The sequence below is a fragment of the Sphingobium xanthum genome (assembly GCF_019737615.1).
In the GTDB taxonomy this organism is placed as follows: Bacteria; Pseudomonadota; Alphaproteobacteria; order Sphingomonadales; family Sphingomonadaceae; genus Sphingobium; species Sphingobium xanthum.
Genome location: NZ_JAHKKS010000005.1, coordinates 143,692 through 163,353, shown reverse-complemented (window position 1 = coordinate 163,353; position 19,662 = coordinate 143,692). Strand labels below are relative to the sequence as shown.

At 64.6% G+C, this 19,662-nt stretch carries 15 protein-coding genes; 9 read left to right on the top strand and 6 right to left on the bottom strand.

All coding sequences use genetic code 11. The annotated features are described in order from the left end of the window. Positions 1-10: 10 nt before the first annotated feature. A complete protein-coding gene (locus KM135_RS10610; protein WP_221713980.1) occupies positions 11-280 on the bottom strand; it encodes a hypothetical protein in 270 nt (89 codons plus the stop codon). A gap of 277 nt (positions 281-557) precedes the next feature. Here KM135_RS10610 and ileS point away from each other — a divergent pair, with 277 nt between their 5' ends. The 3 genes from ileS to KM135_RS10595 are packed head-to-tail and all read left to right on the top strand — an operon-like array spanning position 558 to position 4,409. Next, entirely contained in the window at positions 558-3,473 is a 2,916-nt protein-coding gene (gene ileS / locus KM135_RS10605; RefSeq protein WP_221713979.1) for an isoleucine--tRNA ligase, read from the top strand. Beyond that, positions 3,470-3,985, top strand: coding sequence for a signal peptidase II (lspA, locus tag KM135_RS10600; protein ID WP_221713978.1), 516 nt, complete (start codon positions 3,470-3,472; stop codon positions 3,983-3,985). The genes ileS and lspA overlap by 4 nt, the downstream gene beginning before the upstream one ends. Position 3,986: 1 nt before the next feature. Continuing rightward, entirely contained in the window at positions 3,987-4,409 is a 423-nt protein-coding gene (locus KM135_RS10595) for a DUF3035 domain-containing protein (RefSeq protein ID WP_221713977.1), read from the top strand. 38 nt (positions 4,410-4,447) lie between these two features. Here KM135_RS10595 and KM135_RS10590 read toward each other — a convergent pair whose 3' ends face one another. The 3 genes from KM135_RS10590 to dxs are packed head-to-tail and all read right to left on the bottom strand — an operon-like array spanning position 4,448 to position 7,421. Beyond that, positions 4,448-4,687, bottom strand: coding sequence for a hypothetical protein (locus KM135_RS10590; protein WP_221713976.1), 240 nt, complete (start codon positions 4,685-4,687; stop codon positions 4,448-4,450). A gap of 8 nt (positions 4,688-4,695) precedes the next feature. Continuing rightward, positions 4,696-5,496 (bottom strand): DUF72 domain-containing protein, encoded by an 801-nt coding sequence (locus KM135_RS10585; RefSeq protein ID WP_221713975.1) that lies wholly within the window; start codon positions 5,494-5,496, stop codon positions 4,696-4,698. Beyond that, on the bottom strand, positions 5,493-7,421 hold the full coding sequence (gene dxs, locus KM135_RS10580; protein ID WP_221713974.1) for a 1-deoxy-D-xylulose-5-phosphate synthase: 1,929 nt from the start codon (positions 7,419-7,421) through the stop codon (positions 5,493-5,495). The genes KM135_RS10585 and dxs overlap by 4 nt, the downstream gene beginning before the upstream one ends. Before the next feature lie 93 nt (positions 7,422-7,514). Between dxs and KM135_RS10575 the strand changes: the two genes are divergently transcribed. From KM135_RS10575 to KM135_RS10565, 3 genes are all read left to right on the top strand, one after another. Beyond that, positions 7,515-7,901 (top strand): VOC family protein, encoded by a 387-nt coding sequence (locus KM135_RS10575; RefSeq protein WP_221713973.1) that lies wholly within the window; start codon positions 7,515-7,517, stop codon positions 7,899-7,901. 4 nt (positions 7,902-7,905) lie between these two features. Continuing rightward, positions 7,906-8,226 carry a hypothetical protein gene (locus KM135_RS10570; RefSeq protein ID WP_221713972.1) on the top strand — a complete coding sequence of 107 codons (321 nt, stop codon included), beginning with the start codon at positions 7,906-7,908 and terminating at the stop codon, positions 8,224-8,226. Positions 8,227-8,332: 106 nt separating this feature from the next. Further along, positions 8,333-9,685, top strand: a complete 1,353-nt coding sequence (locus KM135_RS10565; protein ID WP_221713971.1) for an MFS transporter — start codon at positions 8,333-8,335, stop codon at positions 9,683-9,685. Between the two features lie 27 nt (positions 9,686-9,712). Here the strand turns inward: KM135_RS10565 and KM135_RS10560 are convergent, their stop codons facing one another. Next, the gene (locus KM135_RS10560; protein WP_221713970.1) at positions 9,713-10,186 is read right to left on the bottom strand and encodes a Fur family transcriptional regulator; all 474 of its coding nucleotides are present in this window, start codon (positions 10,184-10,186) and stop codon (positions 9,713-9,715) included. Between the two features lie 52 nt (positions 10,187-10,238). After that, the gene (gene dctA, locus KM135_RS10555; RefSeq protein WP_221713969.1) at positions 10,239-11,528 is read right to left on the bottom strand and encodes a C4-dicarboxylate transporter DctA; all 1,290 of its coding nucleotides are present in this window, start codon (positions 11,526-11,528) and stop codon (positions 10,239-10,241) included. Between the two features lie 100 nt (positions 11,529-11,628). Between dctA and KM135_RS10550 the strand changes: the two genes are divergently transcribed. The 3 genes from KM135_RS10550 (at position 11,629) to KM135_RS10540 (ending at position 19,559) form a co-directional block, all read left to right on the top strand. After that, positions 11,629-13,371 (top strand): acyl-CoA dehydrogenase, encoded by a 1,743-nt coding sequence (locus KM135_RS10550; protein ID WP_221713968.1) that lies wholly within the window; start codon positions 11,629-11,631, stop codon positions 13,369-13,371. A 788-nt stretch (positions 13,372-14,159) separates the two neighbouring features. Next, positions 14,160-17,243: a TonB-dependent receptor plug domain-containing protein gene (locus KM135_RS10545; protein WP_246605934.1), complete on the top strand. Its 3,084-nt coding sequence runs from the start codon at positions 14,160-14,162 to the stop codon at positions 17,241-17,243. Between the two features lie 183 nt (positions 17,244-17,426). Next, on the top strand, positions 17,427-19,559 hold the full coding sequence (locus KM135_RS10540; protein ID WP_221713966.1) for a PQQ-dependent dehydrogenase, methanol/ethanol family: 2,133 nt from the start codon (positions 17,427-17,429) through the stop codon (positions 19,557-19,559). Positions 19,560-19,662 lie beyond the last annotated feature (103 nt).

The window sequence follows — 19,662 nt, the reverse complement described above, 5'->3', positions numbered from 1 at the left end:
CAGGAAAACCTCAATCCTTGAGGTCGCGCCCGGCATTCTCAAGCGCGGCGCCGGTCGCGTCGGCGGCATTGTCTGCCTCGCGGCTGGCATCGTTGAACACGCCCTCGGCGCGCTCGCCGAACCGGTCGGCGGCATTGCTCATATCGGCGGCGGCGTTGCTCACATCGTCGGCGATCACGTCGCCGGTATTCTGGGCGGCGTCCTGCGCCTTCTCGCTGCAGGCCGAGAGGCCGAGGGCGGCGATGAGGCCGAAAGTGGCAAGGGCGGGTGCAAGGCGCATTAGTATCTTCCTCTCTGATGCGTGTCGTCCGGGCCGCAGCAGGCCCTGTCAGCAGGGAACGACTCGCGGCGCTCCGGGTTCCGCTGCGCCCGTCGCTTGCGCAGTCCCGCGCGCTCGCGTAGGGGCGAACGCTGTTTTCCCTCCCCGTTCGCGCTGAGTAGGGACTGAGCTTGTCGAAAGCCCATATCGAAGCGCCGTGCGCAGTCCTTCGATACGCCGCCTCGACATCGCTCAGCGGCTACTCAGGACGAACGGGCCTTGCTAGATGCGGCCGACCATGACCGACCAGCCAGACTATAAAAGCACCGTCTTCCTGCCCCAGACCGACTTTCCGATGAAGGCCGGCCTCGCACAGAAGGAGCCGGGCATTCTCGCGCGCTGGGAAGCTCTGGATCTCTACGGCAAGCTGCGCAAGGCCCGCGCTGGCCGCGAGCGCTTCATCCTCCATGATGGGCCGCCTTATGCCAATGGCGACATCCACATGGGCCATGCCATGAACAAGGTGCTGAAGGACATCATTGTCCGCAGCCAGACCCTGCTCGGCAAGGATGCGCCCTATGTGCCCGGCTGGGATTGCCACGGTCTCCCGATCGAATGGAAGATCGAGGAAGAATATCGCAAGAAGAAGCAGAACAAGGACGAGGTTCCGCCGCAGGAATTCCGCGCCCAGTGCCGCGCCTATGCGGACAAGTGGGTCGGCGTGCAGCGCGAGCAGTTCAAGCGGCTCGGCATCATGGGCGATTGGGACGATCCCTATCTCACCATGAAATATGAGGCGGAGGCGGCGATCGTCGGCGAACTGCTGCAGTTCGCCGAAAGTGGCCAGCTTTATCGCGGCGCCAAGCCGGTCATGTGGTCGCCGGTTGAGAAGACCGCGCTGGCCGAGGCCGAAGTCGAATATGAGGATGTGACCTCGACCCAGATCGACGTGGCGTTCGAGATCGTCGAGATGCCCGAAGCGCCCGAATTCGTCGGCGCGCGCGCGGTCATCTGGACGACCACGCCCTGGACGATCCCGGTCAATCAGGCGATCGCTTATGGCAAGTCGCTCGATTATCTGGTGTTTCGGAGCGGCGGCCAGACCTACATCGTCTGCGAGCCGCTGGTCGAAGCCTTCGCGAAGCGCACCGGCATCGGGATGGAAGAGTTCCTCTGCCTGCTGAAAGGCGTGCTGTTCGCAGGCGCCGTGGCGCGGCACCCGATGCATCATCTTGGCGGCTTCTTCGCCCGTCCGCGGCCGTTCATTTCCGCCGATCACGTCACGATCGATGCCGGCACCGGCCTCGTCCACATGGCGCCGGACCATGGCGAGGAAGACTTCGTCGCCTGCAAGCCACATGGCATCGATCCCGTCTTCGCGGTCGAGGCGGACGGCGTCTATCGCGCCGACTGGCTCTGGCTACCGCGCGGCGATGAGCGCTCGAACAGCGTCATCAATCCGCGCTTCAACGGGCCGGACGGGCCGATCTGCTCGGACCTGCAGGACGCCGGCGCTTTGCTCGCGGCCAGCGCCTTCCAGCATAGCTATCCGCACTCCTGGCGCTCCAAGGCGCGCATCATCTATCGCTGCACGCCGCAATGGTTCATCCCGATGGACAAGGCGGCGACCGCATCCGATTTCGTTGTGCCGCGTCTCATGGCCGGCGTTGGCGCGGCGGTTGCGCTCGGCGTGCATCCCGAGACGCCCGATCATAGCATTCCGAACGGCCCGACGTTGCGCGAGGTCGCTTTGGACGCGATCGAGCACACGCGCTGGGTGCCGGCACGCTCGCGCAACCGCATTCACGCGATGGTCGCGGACCGGCCGGACTGGGTCATCAGCCGCCAGCGCGCATGGGGCGTGCCGATCGCGCTCTATGTCCATCGTGAGACGGGCGAGTATCTGAACGATCCTGCGGTCAATGCGCGCATCGTCGAGGCCTTCAGGGCGGGCGGGGCGGATGCCTGGTTCGGCGCCGATCACCAGTCGCTGCTCGGCAAGGACTATGACCTGCAGGACTATGAAGTCGTGAACGATATTCTCGACGTCTGGTTCGACAGCGGCTCCACCCACAGCTTCGTGGTCGAGGCGCGCTACGGCAAGGATGTGCGTGCCGATCTCTACATCGAGGGGTCGGATCAGCATCGCGGCTGGTTCCAGTCCTCGCTGCTGGAGAGCTGCGGCACGCGCGGCCGCGCGCCTTATGGTGCGGTGCTGACGCACGGTTTCGCGCTCGACGGGCATGGCCGCAAGATGTCCAAGAGCCTCGGAAACGTCATCGATCCGCTCAAGGTGATCGACGAGAGCGGCGCGGACATCCTGCGCCTCTGGGCTGCCAGCACCGACTATTTCGACGACGTGCGCATCGGCAAGGAAGTGCTTGCGGGCGCGTCAGACGCCTATCGCAAGCTGCGCAACACCTTCCGCTATCTGCTTGGTGCCCTTGCCGGTTTCTCGGAGGCTGATCGCGTGCCCGTCTCCACGATGCCGGAGCTGGAGCGCTATATGCTGCACAAGCTCGCCGAGCTCGATGCGCAGATGCGCGCCGTGGTCGACAAGAAGGAGGAGAGCGAGGACTGGCTCGAGTTCGGCCGCTACGCACGCGCGCTGAGCGAGTTCGCCAACAACGATCTTTCGGCCTTCTTCTTCGATATCCGCAAGGACTGCCTCTATTGCGACATCGATCCGGCGACTGGCAAGGAAACGGACAAACGCCGCGCCTATCGCACGGTACTCGATCATCTCTTCCATGCGCTGGTCCGCTATGCCGTGCCGCTCATCCCGTTCACGGCGGAGGAAGTCTGGCAAGCGCGCTATCCGGACGAGGAAGCGTCGGTCCATCTGCTGGAGTGGCCGATCGTCGATCATCGCTGGCTCGATCCGTCGCTCGGCGTGCGCTGGGCGGGGATCCGTTCATCGCGCGATCAGGTGAACGAGGCCATTGAGCCGCTTCGGCGGGAGAAGGTCGTGCGATCGAGCCTGGAAGCTGATGTGAAATTCAGCGACTTGACGGCGATCCTCGACGACTTGCCGAGAGATGGTTCGTTCGCGGAGTATTGCATTGTCGCCAAGGTCGAATTCGACATGGCCCACGACGGCCCGCCGGCCGTGACGGCGAGCGTCGATCACAAATGCGGCCGCTGCTGGCGCCTGCTGCCCGAGGTAAGCGAAGATGGCGCGCTGTGCGGACGGTGCGAGGACATTCTTGCATGACTGAGGCTCTCAAGCTTCACCGCAAGCTCGGCATTACGATCGCGCTGGTCATCTTGATCCTCGACCAGCTCATCAAATTCTTCGTGACGCATACGCTCCAGCTGCCCAGCTGGGGCGCGGCGGGAATCGAGCTGCTGCCTTTCTTCAAGCTGACCTGGACGGAGAATCGCGGCGTCTCGATGGGCTTCTTCTATGCCGAGACGGAGCTGGCCCGCTGGCTGCTGGTCGCGATGACGCTTGCCATTGCCAGCTTCGTCGGCTGGTGGCTGTGGCGCGAGCCCGAGCGCGACAACGCTGCCGCCTTCGGCCTCGTCCTAGGCGGCGCGATCGGCAACATCATCGATCGCGTGCGCCTCGGCTACGTCATCGACTATGCCGATTTCCACATCGGGGACTGGCGCCCGTTCCTCATCTTCAATCTCGCCGATGCCGCCATTACCATCGGTGTCCTCATCCTGCTTGCACGCGCGCTGCTGCTGCGCGAAAAGGCCGCTCCCAAGGAGTCTCGTTGATATGCGCCTAACTACACGCCTGCCGCTCGCTCTCGTCGCCGTCGCGACGCTCTCGGCCTGTGGCGGCACGAGCCTGTTCAACCGCGACCGCCCGGATGAAATGGCCGTCTCGCGTCAGCCTCCGCTCGTCATCCCGCCCGATTTCGCGCTGACTCCGCCCGCACCCGGCACGGCCGCCGCGCAGCAGAACAATCTGCAGCAGCAGGCGCTCGAAGCCATGTTCGGCGGCACCGCGCCGCGCAGCGCCGGCGAGACCTCGGCCCTGCGCCAGGCCGGCCGCTCGCTCGCCGAAGTCGGCATCCGCTCCTCGGTGGGTGACAATGACACGCAGGTTATCGACAAGGGCACGACCACGCAGGACATCGTTGCTGCGCCGGAAGGCGACGGCCAGTTCGCGCGCGTCGCGACCGGCGGCGGGCAGTAAGGCCCGTTAGCCTGTGATGCGGGCGGTGAGCGCCTTCATCACTGGCGACCGGCTCGACGGTCAAAGAAACGTTTCGTGACCCATCCAGCCCAACCTGCAAAGATGGCGCTCAAGGTTAGGCTGATCGCGAGAGCGACATTCTCGGACTCGACGGCCCTCGCGCCGCCTTCCGGCATGACTACGACTAGCACGCTCAGCAGCGACAGGCACACAAACAGACTGCCGCCGACGAAGAAACCCGCGGCAATCGCCCCCGCACGATTTCCTTTATAGCTCACCTGCCTCGCTACCTCGCCAATCGCTCCGCCAGTGCCATCGCAGCCGCCGGGTTCCGCACTTTCGCGCCCGAGATGAAGTAGGCGAAGACATCGCGCGGCTTGCCGTCTGCCGCCCCCTCGGTGACGTAGGTCAGTCCCTCCGGCCGCTCGCCCTTGGCCCAGCCTTGAGTGATGCCTGCCCAGCGATCGAGCCCGGCCTCGTCATAACCGGTCGGCACATCCTCCTGCGTCCGCATCAGTCGCGCATAGACGAAGTCGGCGGTCAGGTCGGCGATCTGCGGATGCTCCTCATGATCGGCGACCACGACGCCCGTGCCATGCTTCCGCAACAGCTCGACGAACTCGGCGCACGCAAAGCTCTCGTGGCGTACCTCCAGCACATGTCGCGCCGGCATGCCGTCGATCTGTGAAGGCAGCATCGCGAGGAATGCGTCGATGTCGTCCGCGTCGAACTTGCGGGTTTGCCGGAACTGCCAGAGAATCGGGCCGAACGTGTCGCCGAGTTCGGAAAGCCCCGAGGCGAGGAACTTGCCGATCGACTCGCCCGCTTCCGCGAGCTTCTTCTTCGCCACGCAATATTGCAGCGCCTTCACGGCATAGACGAAGCCCGCCGGCGCCTGATCCCGCCACTTGGCGAAGGTCGCGGGCGACTGGGTGCGGTAGAATGTGCCGTTGATCTCGATCGTGCCGAGATGGCTGACGGCATAGTCCGCTTCCTTGGCCTTAGGCAGATCGGACGGATAGAAAGTCCCGCGCCATGGCTCGAACGTCCAGCCGCCTATGCCGGTGCGGATTTGACCTGACGTCACGCCCTGACCCCGGCCTCCTCGACGCCCGCACTGTTGTGCCGCAGCGCCGCCAGCACCGTCTCGACAATATGCGGCGCATTGAGTCGCGCTTCGTCATATTGCTTCTCGGGCTTGTCCTGGTCCTGGAAGACGTCCGGCAGGCGCATGGTGCGGATCTTGAGGCCGGCGTCGGTCAGGCCTTCGTCGCTGGCCAGCGTCAGCACATGCGCGCCGAGGCCGCCGATCGCGCCTTCCTCGACGGTGACAGCCACTTCATGCGTGGTGAGCAGTTTGCGGATCAGCGCCTCGTCGAGCGGCTTGGCGAAGCGCAGGTCGGCGACGGTGGTCGAGAGCCCGCGCGCGTCGAGCGCATCGGCGGCCTTGAGTGCTTCGGCGAGGCGGGTGCCGAGCGAGAGGATCGCCACCTTCTTGCCCTCGCGCACGATCCGGCCCTTGCCGATCTCGAGCCGCTCCGGCGTCTCGGGCAGGGCAAGGCCGATGCCGTTGCCGCGCGGATAACGCACCGCGATCGGCCCGCTGTCGTGGCAGGCGGCGGTGTGGATCATGTGGACCAGCTCGACCTCGTCGGCCGCCGCCATCACCACAAAGTTCGGGAGCGTTGCGAGATAGGTCACGTCGAAACTGCCCGCATGGGTGCTGCCGTCCGCGCCGACCAGCCCCGCGCGGTCGATCGCGAAGCGTACCGGCAGGTTCTGGATCGCCACGTCGTGGACGACCTGATCATAAGCGCGCTGCAGGAAGGTCGAGTAGATGGTCGTGAACGGGCGCATGCCCTGCGCTGCCAGACCCGCGGCGAAGGTCACGGCATGCTGCTCGGCAATGCCGACATCGAAGCAGCGATCCGGGAAGGCTTGCTGGAACTTGTCCAGCCCGGTGCCGGAGGGCATCGCGGCTGTGATCGCCAGGATCTTCTCGTCGCGCGCGGCCTCGGCCATCAGCGCCTTGGCAAAGACATTGGTGTAGCTGGGCGGACCGGCGGGCGCCTTGTCCTGCTCGCCGGTGACGACGTTGAACTTCTGAACGCCGTGATATTTATCCGCCGCCGCCTCGGCGGGGCCATAGCCCTTGCCCTTCACGGTCACGACATGGACGAGGCACGGGCCTTCCGCCGCGTCGCGCACATTCTCCAGCACGGGGATGAGCTGATCGAGATTATGGCCGTCGATCGGGCCGACATAATAGAAGCCCAGCTCCTCGAAGAGGGTGCCGCCCATCGCCATGCCGCGCGCGAACTCGTCGGTCTTCTTCGCGGCGTGATGCAGCGGGCGCGGCAGCTTGCGGGCGAGCTTCTTGAGCACATCGCGCAGGCCGAGAAACTCGCGGCTGGAGACGAGCCGCGCCAGATAGGCCGAAAGTCCGCCGACCGGCGGCGCGATCGACATGTCATTGTCGTTTAGGATGACGATCAGGCGATTGCCGGCCTGCTCGGCATTGTTCATCGCCTCATAGGCCATGCCGGCGGACATGGCGCCGTCGCCGATCACGGCGATGCCCTTGCCCGGCGTGCCGGCCAGCTTGTTGGCGACGGCGAAGCCGAGCGCCGCGCTGATCGAGGTCGAACTGTGCGCCGCGCCGAACGGATCGTATTCGCTCTCGCTGCGCTTGGTGAAGCCGGAAAGGCCGCCGCCCTGGCGCAGGGTGCGGATGCGGTCCCGGCGCCCGGTCAGGATCTTGTGCGGATAGCATTGATGCCCGACGTCCCAGACCAGCCGGTCCTCGGGGGTGTTGAAGACATAGTGGATGGCCGTCGTCAGCTCGACGACGCCGAGTCCCGAGCCGAGATGGCCACCCGTGACACCAACGGCGGCAATGGTCTCTGCGCGCAGTTCGTCGGCAAGCTGGCGTAGCTGCCCCGGCGCAAGCTTGCGCAAGTCGGCGGGTTCGCGCACCTGATCGAGCAGGGGCGTTTCGGGCTGGTCCGTCATGGGGCGTATCTAGTGCGCTTTGGGGCAAATGTCGAACGGACTTCGCGCAAATCCTGCTATGTGTGCAGGACCATACGGAGCGGGAGGGAAGCGATGAGCGTGTTGAAGGATGCCCGGGCAGTCGCCTTCGTGCTGAGCAAGGACGTACCGACACTCAAGCCTTTTTACAGCGACGTGCTGGGCCTGGCGCAACTGGCCGAGGATCCGTTCGCGACGACCTATGATCTGGGCGGGGGCACGACGTTGCGGCTCACCGCCGTCGAGAGCCATGTGCCCGCGCCGCACACGGTGCTGGGCTGGCAAGTGGACGATCTGGAGGGGGCCCTCGACAGGCTGGAGGCGGCAGGATTCCGCTGCGAGGTCTATGAAGGTTTCGGCCAGGATGCGCGCGGCATATGGACGAATCCGGGCGGCGGCGCACGCATCGTCTGGTTCAAGGACCCGGAAGGCAATGTGCTCAGCCTGACGCAGGTCGGATGACCGGATGACCGCCTTTCAGGACAGCAAGCTCTGGCTGGCTTCGCACCTGCATCTCGCCAAGGATGCGCTGCATATCTATGTCGCGCTTATCCTCTTCTTCGGCTCGATGCTGGTCTGGCGCTGGCGGCCGGGCCAGTGGAAGCCTTGGCTGCTCGTACTGGCAGCGGCTTTCGCCGGTGAGGCATGGGACATTTTCGATACGATCACCTACGAGCGGAAGGTCTATTGGGCCGCCAACTGGAAGGATGTCTGGAATACGATGTTCTGGCCCACGGCCATCCTGCTGCTGGCGCGCTTCACGCCCATTTTCCGGCGTTCGGCCTGAGCTTTCGTCGCTGTCCGGCTCGATCAAGACTTATTGCCTTCCCCCCTTCGACAAAGCCGGAGGGACCGGTTAGATGACAAATCAACGATATGGGGAGGAGAAGAGGATGGCCGCGTCAGCCGCCACGACGTTCGATCAGGCAATCTCGCGCACGCCGATGCGCGTCTTCCAGTGGGTGACGGTCGCCGTCTGCATGCTGATCCTGGTCAGCGACGGCATCGACATGCAGCTTCTGGGCATCGTCGCGCCGCTGGTGATCGCCGATTTCGGCGTTGATCGCGGCACGTTCGGCATCGCGATGAGCGCGGCGCTGGTCGGCTTCGGCCTCGGCGCTTTCGGCGGTGGATGGCTCGGTGACAAGATCGGCCGGCGCTACACGCTGGCGCTCGCGGCGCTGGTGTTCGCGCTCGCGACGGTCGCGGCCGGGCAGGCGGACGGCGTGTGGCACATGGCCGGGTGGCGCGTGATCGGCGGACTCGGTTTCGGCGCGGCCTATGCCAACGCGCTGGCGATGGCGAGCGAGTGGCTGCCCGAGCGGCTGCGTCCGGTCACGATCAGCACATTGTCGGTAGGAACACCGGTCGGCGGCACGGTCGTCGGCTGGCTCGGCCCGGTGCTGGCGGAGGCCTATGGCTGGCGCTCGGCGTTCGCCATCGTCGGCATCGCGACACTGGCTCTGGTCATCATCATCCTCGTCGTCTTGCGCGACAGCCCGTCCTTCCTGATGGCGCGCGGCAAAGCGGATCAGGCCACGCGCACGGCGCGGCGCTTGCTCAAGGAAGATATCGTTCTGGCGGCCGAGCGCCACGATACCGATGGGGACGGGGGCGTCTCGATCGGCGTGCTTCATCGCACCAATGCGCGGCTCAACATCGGCATCGGTATCGCGTTCGCGGCGCTGGCGCTCAACGCCTATGGCATCCTCAACTGGTCGACGACCTTCCTGACCGCCGGCGGCTTCACGCTCGCGCAGGCCGGCAATGTCGTCTCGATCGCTGGCATCACCTCGATGCTGGGGTCGATCGCCGCGGGCATGCTGACGCGCCGGCTCGGCTCGTTCCGGGTGATGGCGCTCATCAGCGTGACCCTGGTCCTGCTCATGGTGAGCGCGGCGTTCGCCGTCGAGACGATGTCGGCCACGCCCACGGACGATGAGCGCATGCTGGTGCTGGTGCTGATCGCCGCGGCCGGCGCCGTGTTCAGCGGTGGCATCGCGGTCATGTATGTCATCATGGTCGCGGGCTATCCGCAGTCCTGCCGCTCGGCGGGCATTGGCTTCGGCATCTTCATGAGCCGCGTCGGTGCGATCAGCGCGAGCGGCTTTGGCGGCGCGCTGCTCAATCTGGGTGCAGGGAGCGTCATCCCCTTCTTCAGCGTGCTGGCCGTCTGCGCCGTGCTGGTGCTGGTCGCCGCGTTCATCATCGATCGGCATACGTCGCCGGTGCGGAAGGCAGGCTGATCCGTCAGATCTGGTAGGGCGTCGCTCTCAACTGCACTTGGCGCAGGTGCCGAGCACTTCGATGACGGGCCGATCGGCCTTGAAACCCTCGTGGCTGGCGACACCGCGGACCTGACCGGTCAGTGCGTCGTCATCGATATGCGTCGCCTCGTGGCAGACCTTGCACACCAGGAAGATGCAATCGTGAAGGCAGCCGGGATGCGCATTCACGATATAGGCATTGGCGCTCTCGACGCGCTGGGCGAGGTTGTTCGTCACGAACAGGTCGAGGATGCGATAGACGCTGTTGGGCGCCACGCGCTTGCCGCGTTTCTTCGAGACCTTGTCGGCAATATCATAGGCGGAGGCCGGCTTGTCCTCGGCCGCAAGCACCGCGAAAATGTCGCCGCGCATGTCCGTCCATTGCTCGCCCTGCGCTTCCAGCACCTCGCGGGCGGCCTTGGTCAGGCTCCTGCCGGTCGGTTCGGCATGGTCGTGATGATTGTGGGCGTGCGTGGCCATGCCCACAATCTAGGCCTTGCGCGGCCAACCCACAAGCCTTGACGCAAGACCGTCATTGATCGCGCGGGCGCAGCGCGCGGTCCAGCATGTCCTTGTCCAGAGCGCCTTCCCAGCGCGCGACGACGATCGTTGCGACGGCATTGCCGACGAAGTTGGTGAGCGCGCGGCACTCGCTCATGAAGCGGTCGATGCCCAGGATCAGTGCCATGCCGGCGATCGGCACGCTCGGCACGACGGCGAGTGTGGCGGCCAGCGTGATGAAGCCCGCGCCGGTCACGCCGGCCGCGCCCTTGCTGGAGATGACGGCGACCGCCAGCAGCGCGATCTGCTCGGCGAGCGAGAGATCGACGCCGCATGCTTGCGCGATGAAGAGGGCCGCGAGCGTCATGTAGATGTTCGTGCCGTCGAGATTGAAGCTGTAGCCGAGCGGCACGACGAGCCCGACGACGCCCGGCGCGCAGCCCGCGGATTCGAGGCGCGCGATAAGCGGGGGCAGGGCAGCTTCCGAGGAGGAGGTGCCGAGCACCAGCAACAGCTCGCTCTTGAGATAGGCGATGAGGCGCAGCACCGAGAAGCCGTTGAGCCGCGCGATAGTGCCCAGCACGATCAGCACGAACAGCAGCGAAGTCACGTAGAAAGTCGCGACCAGCCCGGCGAGATTGGCGAGGACGCCGAGGCCATAATGGCCGATGGTGAAGGCCATGGCCGCGAAAGCGCCCAGCGGGGCGAGGCGCATGATGAGCGCGACCAGCCGGAAGACGATGACTGCCAGCCGGTCGACCAGCTCCACCACCGGCTCGGCCGGATCGCCGACCAGCGCGATCGACACGCCGACCAGGATCGCGACGAACAGCACCTGCAGGATCGACCCTTCGGTCAGCGCGGAGAGCGGCGTGGTCGGGATGATGTCGAGCAGGAAGGCGGAGATGGTGGCATGCTGCGCCTCGCCTACATAGCCCGCGACCGCGCTGCCATCGAGCGTGCGCGGATCGATGTTCAGCCCGGCGCCCGGCTGGACGACATTGGCGATGACAAGCCCGATGATGAGCGCGAAGGTCGAGACGGTGATGAAGTAGGCGAACGCCTTCAGCACCACGCGGCCCAGTTCGCCGAGCGCGCGCATATGCGCGATGCCGCTCACCAAAGTCAGAAAGATCACCGGTGCGATGACCATCTTGATGAGCTTGATGAAGGCGTCGGCGATCGGCTTCATCGCGGCGCCCCAGTCCGGCCGGATCGAGCCCAGCGCAACGCCCAGCGCAATGGCGATCAGCACCTGCACATAAAGATGCTTCCACCAAGCCGGTCTTGCCGTACCGGCTGTCATGACTGTGTCCGCCATGTTCCAGTCGCCCCCTGATCCGCGCCCCAAACCGGCTTGCTCTACACGAGCGAGAGCTTTCGCGATACAGATTGGGCAAGAAGAGACAGGAGAGCGCCGCATGGCCGATTATCGCGCACCGATCGGGGAACAATTGTTCGTTCTGGAGACGGTCGCCGACCTTACGGCATTGAGTGGCCTGCCCGGTTTCGAGGATGCGACGCCCGAAATGACGGGGCATATCCTGGCCGAATCAGCTCGCCTCGCCGAGCAGGGTTTCGCGCCGCTGAATGCCATTGGCGACCGCGAAGGCGCGCGTTTTGCGGACGGCAAGGTGACGCTGCCGAACGGCTTTGCCGAGGTCTATGCGGACTATGCGGCGGCAGGCTGGAACGGCCTCTCCGCCGGTCTGGAAGGGGGCGGGCAGGGGCTTCCTTTCGTTCTCTCCGTGGCCGTGCAGGAGCAGTTCACCGCCGCGAACATGGCCTTCGCGCTTTGCCCGATGCTCAGCCTCTCCGCCATCGAGGCGCTGCAGGCGCATGGCGACGAGGCGATGAAGGCGCTTTATCTCCCCAAGCTCGTCACCGGCGAGTGGACGGGCACGATGCATCTGACCGAACCGCAGGCCGGATCGGACGTTGGCGCGCTGCGCACGACCGCGACGCCCGCCGGGGACGGCACCTATCGGCTCAAGGGCCAGAAGATCTTCATCACCTGGGGCGAGCATGAGCTGGCCGAGAACATCATCCATTTCGTCCTCGCGCGGCTGCCCGGTGCGCCGGCGGGATCGAAGGGGATCAGCCTCTTCCTCGTGTCCAAATATCTGCTCGATGCGGACGGCAATCCCGGCGTGCGCAACGATGTCCGCGCCATCGCCATCGAGCACAAGATGGGCATTCATGCCTCGCCGACCTGTACGATGCAGTTCGGCGAGACGGGGGACTGCGTTGGATGGCTGGTCGGGCAGGAGAATGGCGGGCTGCTCGCCATGTTCACGATGATGAACCATGCCCGCATCAATGTCGGCAATCAGGGCGTCGCCATTGCCGAGCGTGCCTGGCAGGATGCGCGGGCCTATGCGCAGGAGCGCGTGCAGTTCGGCCCGATCATCGGCCATGGCGATGTGCGGCGCATGCTGATGACGATGCGCAGCCTGACGCAGGCAGCGCGCGCCATCGTCTATGCCAATGCCGCTGCCGTCGATCGCGCGCACAAGGAGGCCGATCCGGAAAAGCGCGCTTACTGGAAGCGCCGGGCCGACCTGCTGACGCCGATCAGCAAGGCTTGGGGCACGGATGTGGGCATCGAGGTGACGAGCCTCGCCATCCAGGTGCATGGCGGCGCCGGCTTCATCGAGGAGACCGGCGTCGCGCGGCACTATCGCGATGCGCGCATTGCGGCGATCTATGAAGGCACCAACGGCATTCAGGCGATGGACCTCGCCGGGCGCAAGCTGCGTCTCGACAATGGCGCGGCGATGACCGAGCTGGAGACCGCCATTGCGCGCGATGTCGCGGGCTGGAGCGACGGCGCGTCCCGCACGGCGATGGAAGTGGCGCTCGGCCGTCTGTCCGATGCGCGCGCGGCCATGCTTGGCCACGACCAGACCGGCCTTGGCGCGGCGGCGACGCCATTCCTTGCGCTGTGCGGCGGGGTCATCGGCGGCTGGCTGCTCGGTCATCAAGCCGATCTTGCCGCCGCAAAGCTCGAAGCCGGCGAGGGCGATCCGGCCTTTCTTGCGGCCAAGCGCGCGGTGGCCGACTTCTTCCTCACCCAGCGCCTGCCGGTCGCGCTCGCGCAGATCAATGCGATCAAGGCGCCGCCGGCGCAGTTGCTGACAGGGGAGGATTTTCCTGCCGCTTGAGGCTGCTATCGAAACCCTGGGCTCCTGCCTGCGCAGGAACACTGTCTTGGCCTGATCGGGCGGTCCCCGACTCTCCTGACGGCCAGACGGAAGGCCTGGATGAAATAGGAACAAATCCGCGCAACTTTCTTTCGAAGGTTATGAAGGTTACGGCGTCGGGCAAATCTCGGAGATTTTGGGAATCCCGGAAATCTGCCGATTTCACTCGGACCGTGCGATTTTCAAAGAGCTGATTGGCCATGCCATGGGCGGAACGCTGTAGGAAAGGCCCAACGCCGATCCGTGCGGATCGGGGCGCCTTCCGACGTCACTCGCCGGAGCGCGCTTCAGGCCCCGAATCAATATGTCCTCGCTACGGCTCGCATGTTTTCGGGCGGGTGCGCCCGGTCCTGCGAAGAAAATAAGATTGACAATATCTACTGTTTCACCACGTGAAATACACCCGAGAACATATCGGTCATTGTCAATGACATCGAAAATTATCAATTAAAAACAATTGGATAAAAATTCGTCGTGGCCTATCGGGCACAGTACATTGCGCGTTCATCCAAATTGACAAACTCCGCTTGAATGAATGTAGCATGATAGCTAGTTTGCGAACTACCAGCTTGGCCAGACAGACGCGCGAAGACGCGGCTGGCCGCTTCAAATGAACGACTCAGCTTCTGTCCGAGCGAGCTGGAGGGCGCACGTTCTGCGCGCCCAAAGAAGGGAGAGAGATTTCTATGTCTTCAAGATTCCAGACCTCATGCACGCGCTCTTTGCTTGCATGCACCACCGCGCTGTACATGCTCGTGCAGCCCTCGGTGGCTTTCGCTCAGGAAGCCCAGTCCGCCGATGAAGGTGCCGAAGAGGCAATCGTCATCACCGGTTCGCGCATTCAGCGCCGTGACTATGAGGCAAACAGCCCGATCGTCACCGTCAACGAGAACCTGCTGAAGGACGCCAGCAGCGCGGCGATCGAGCAAAGCCTCAACAAGCTGCCGCAGTTCACGCCGGTGCAGACGCCCGCTCTGGGCGGCGACATTCAGGCGACCGCGACCAACACGCCGGGCGCGGCCACGATCTCGCTGCGCGGACTTGGCACCAACCGCACGCTCGTGCTGATGGATGGCCGTCGCGCGACGCCGGGCAACGCCTCGATGGTCGTCGACATCAACACGATCCCCTCGGCCGCGGTCGAGCGCGTCGAGATCATCACCGGTGGCGCTTCGGCGACCTACGGTGCCGACGCTGTGGCCGGCGTCGTCAACTTCATCATGAAGAAGAATTTCCAGGGCCTGCAGCTTGATGCCCGTGCCGGCGTCTCTCAGCATGGCGACGGTTTCGAGTATGAAATCGGTGGTGTCATGGGCACCAATTTCGACGATGGCCGCGGCAATATCAGCATTGCCTTCGCGACCAACGATCGCAAGTCCGCGCGCCGCGCCGACCGTGACTGGTTCGTCGATGCCTGGAAGAATCCGAAATACGGCGCCAACGAGTTCTTCCCGACCTTCTCGGGCTACCAGCCGATCGCCGGCAACAACCCGTCGAACGCCGCCATGGGTGCCATTTTCGGCACGGACGCGAACGGCAACTCCCGGGTCGGCCTGGGCGAGCGCCTCTATTTCAACACCGACGGCACGGCCTTCACCGGCTTCTTCCAGAGCTCTGACGTCGACGGCGTGAGCCGTTTCAAGGGCGATCTGACCGGCACCAAGTGGAAGAAGACAGTCGACGGCCTGCTGGGCCAGAACTTCCAGGATGAATTGCTGGTCCTGCCGCTCAACCGCTTCAATGTTTACACGCGCGGCAATTACGAGATCAACGACTGGATCGGTGTCTTCGCGCAGGGCATGTTCAGCAAGGTGCAGACCCGCACCGTGCAGCAGCCCTCGCCGAGCGTGAACGGCTGGGCCGCCACCGTTCCCAATGACGGCCGCGCGCTCCCGACCGAGCTGCAAAGCATCCTCAACAGCCGCGCCGATCCGACGGCCAACTGGCAGCTGACCTATTATCTCGATTTCATGAATCGCGAGTCGCGGGTCGATGTGTTCACCTACAACATCCAGGCCGGCTTCGAAGGCAAGATTCCGGGCACCGACTGGACCTGGGAAGTCTATGGATCGCACGGCGAATCCGAAACAAGCTCGCTGACGACCGGTACGGCATCGCTCGAGCGCTTCCGCGCGATCATCGCGGCGCCGAACTGGGGCGCCGGCTTCCGCGCGCAGGGCAATCCGACGGCGGGCGGCTTCGGCGCATCGGCAGCCACCTGCACCAGCGGTTTCAATCCTTTCAACAAGGCGGCTGTGATCAGCCAGGATTGTATCGACGCGATCCGGGCCGACTTGAAGACGCGCGCTGTCATGCAACAGACCGTCTGGGAAGCCAATGCGCAGGGCGGCCTGTTCGAGCTGCCGGCCGGCACGTTGCGCGCCGCCATCGGCGCCAGCCATCGTCAGAACCGCTACGAGTTCCTGAACGACACGCTGACCACGCAGGGCTCGTCCTTCCTCGATCAGACCATCGGCATCTATCCGAGCGGCAACTCGCGCGGCGTGATCAAGGCGGACGAACTGTACGGCGAGTTGCTCGTGCCCGTCCTTGCCGATCTTCCCTTCGTGAAGAAGTGGGAGCTGGAGCTCGGTGCGCGTACCTCGCACTACAACACCACCGGCAGCAGCTTCACCTGGAAGATCATGGGCGACTGGCAGGTGAACGACTGGCTGCGTTTCCGTGGCGGATACAACAAGGCTGAGCGCTCGCCGAACGTGGCCGAACTCTATCTGGCTCCGCAGCAGACCTTCGCGGCAGCCGGCGGCGGTGACGTCTGCGCGCTCAGCAACGGCAGGAGCTGGTCGGCGAACCCGGTCAACGCCAACGCCGCCAATGTCCGTGCCGTCTGCGAAATCCTGATGAACAAGGCGAACCCGGCAACCTCGCAGAAATATTACAGCGATCCGACCTTCTACATCAACAACGGCTTCTTCACCTTCGCCTTCCCGTCTGTCGCGGGCAATGCGTCGATCAAGCCGGAGACGGCGGATACCTGGACGCTCGGTACGGTGATCACGTCGCCGTTCGAAAGCGAGATGTTCCGCTCGCTGCGTCTGTCGGTGGACTACTACAATATCCGCGTGAAGGACGCGATCGGCGTGCCGACCCTGGATACGGCGCAGCAGCTCTGCTTCGATCCGCGGTTGAACCCGGCGATCACCGGCAGCCCGGCTGCGGCGGCGGCAACGCCGGCGTGCGCGGCGATCGGCCGTGTCGCGGGTGATGGCGCTCTTGGCAACGTCATCACCTTCTACCAGAATCTCGGGCGCTTCCGCACCACGGGTCTGGACGTGCAGCTCGACTGGGCGTTCGATGTGGGGCCGGGCCGGTTCTCGCTGAATTCGGTCTTCAACTATCTCATCAAGATGAAGTCCGCGGGTCTGCCGCTTCCGGTCGGCACGCTGGTTGAATATGCCGGTTCGCTTGGGCCCCAGGCCGGCGGCGTGGCGGGTGTCGGCGAGAACGGCATCAACCCCGGTGCCTTCCGCTGGCGCATGCTGAACACCTTCGGTTACAGCATCGGCGGGGCCAATGTCTCGCTGCAGTGGCAGCATCTGCCCGGCGCCAAGTCGGCCACGCTGTCGCCCACGCGCTTCGGTACCCCGGCTTATGACCTGTTCAACCTGTCGGGCAGCTATGCCATCACGAAGGATGCGACGATCCGCTTCGGCATCGACAACATCTTCGACAAGGCGCCGCCGGAGACCGAGTATCTCACCAACCCGCCTGCGAACACGCTGTCGATCAACGCAGGTGGCAGCCCGTACAATGCGTTCTTCTACGATCTGAACGGCCGCCGCTTCTACATGGGCGCGACGTTCAAGTTCTGATGAGACCAAAGGGGAAGGGGGCTGCTCGGTTCGGGCAGCCCCCTTTTGCTTTTTTTGAAAATTTACCTACCATGGTTTGTAATTTCCGAGTCTCGGCATAGCTTTGGTTGCCGGGACGAGGGATGAAACGAAAACACAGGAACCCGGCAGGGTTCGACAAGATTGGACGAGGGGAGAGCGGGAATGGCGCGACACACGGCTCGGTTCGCATTCGTTGCCCTGGCGGCGCTGGCGCTGGCAAGCTGTAGCGGCGGCAAGGACAAGGCCCTGGAAGGGCCAGGCGCGATCGATCAGGCGCGGCTCGACAATGCGGCCAGCGACGACGACAACTGGTTGACCTATGGGCGCACCAACCAGGAACAGCGCTTCTCCAATCTCACGCAGATCAACGACACCAATATCGGCGAGCTGCAGCCGGCCTGGGTCGTCGAGCTCGATACCGCGCGCGGCCAGGAGGCGACGCCGATCGTGGTCGATGGCGTACTCTATACCTCGACTGCCTGGTCGAAGGTTGTCGCGGTGGATGCCGCGACCGGCAAGCAGCTCTGGCAGTTCGATCCGCAGAATGAAGGCTCCAAGGCCGCCCATGCCTGTTGCGACGTGGTCAATCGCGGCGTCGCCGTCTGGAAGGGCCGCGTCTATGTCGGCACGATCGACGGTCGCCTGATCGCCATCGACGCCAAGACCGGCGCGAAGGTCTGGGAAGTCGTCACCGTCGACCAGAAGAAGCCCTACACCATCACGATGGCCCCGCGCGTGGTGCGCGACAAGATCATCATCGGCAACAGCGGCGCCGAGCTCGGCGTGCGCGGCTATATCTCGGCCTACGACACCAACACTGGCAAGCTGGTCTGGCGCTTCTACACCGTGCCGGGCGATCCCAAGGCCGGACCGGACGGCGCCGCATCGGACGAAATCCTCGAGAAGCTGGCGCGCCCGACCTGGTATGGCGAGAATTACTGGAAGCTGGGCGGCGGCGGCACCGTCTGGGACAGCGTTGTCTACGATAAGGAGCTGAACCAGCTGCTCGTTGGCGTGGGCAACGGCTCGCCCTGGAACCACAAGTGGCGCAGTGCGGGCAAGGGCGACAATCTCTTCCTTTCGTCGGTCGTCTCGCTCGATCCGGACACCGGCAAGTATAAGTGGCACTATCAGGTCAATCCCGGCGAGACCTGGGACTATACCGCCACGCAGGGCATCATGCTCGCCGACCTCAAGATCGACGGCAAGGACCGCAAGGTCTTCATGCAGGCGCCCAAGAACGCCTTCTTCTATGTGGTCGATCGCACCAACGGCAAGCTGATCTCGGCCAAGCCCTATGCCTATCAGAACTGGGCCGAGGGCATCGACCTCAAGACCGGCCGCCCGATCGAGAAGCCCAATGCGCGTTACGAAAACGGCCCGCAGCTCATCATCCCGTCGGGCATCGGCGCCCATGCCTGGATGCCGATGAGCTATTCGCCCAAGACCGGCCTCGTCTACATCCCCGCGATGGAGCATCCGCTCGTCTATGGCGATGCCAACCCGTTCGAGATTCACGAGGGCCGCTGGAACACCGCCGTCTCCTTCCTCGATCCGCCGGCGATCCCGGGCATGCCCGACACGGTCGAGGGTCGCCGCAAGGCGCTCGAAGGCATGGTGAAGGGCAAGCTCGTCGCTTACGACCCGATCCAGCAGAAGCCGGTCTGGGAAGTCCAGCGCGACTGGCCGTGGAATGGCGGCACGCTGGCGACGGCGGGCAACCTCGTCTTCCAGGGCACGCCGCATGGCGAGTTCGAGGCGTATAGCGCCGACAAGGGCAAGAAGCTCTGGTCCTTCCAGACGCATCGCGGCGTCCTCGCCGGGCCGATCACCTACCGCGTGAATGGCGAGCAATATGTCGCCGTGATGGCCGGCTATGGCGGCTCGATGGGCATGGCGAGCGGCACGCCGTTCATGAAGAACAGAATGCCGAACGGCCTCATCATCGCGTTCAAGATCAAGGGCACTGGCAAGCTGCCCGATTACACGCCGATCCCGCTCGCCAAGCCGACCCCGAGCGAAGAGACCTTCACGCCCGCGCAAATCGCGACCGGCCAGAAATTCTTCTTCACTTACTGCCAGATCTGCCATGGCGGCCCGGTCAATCCGGACCTGCGCCGCTCGGCCCTGCTCGGCCAGAAGGAAGCCTGGCAGCAGGTCGTGATCGAGGGCGCGCTCTCGCAGAACGGCATGGCGAGCTTCAAGGACTATCTGAAGCCCGAGGAAGCCGAAGGCATCCGCGCGTATCTCAACCAGCGCGCCAAGGCGCTGCTGGCGGAAGAGGGCGGCAAATAGGCCTCATTCTCCAGCCCCTCCCCTTCAGGGGAGGGGTAGGGGGTGGGGGCGATGCGCTAGCATCGATTGCCCAGCGCTTAATTGTGGGCCTCCAGCCCCACCC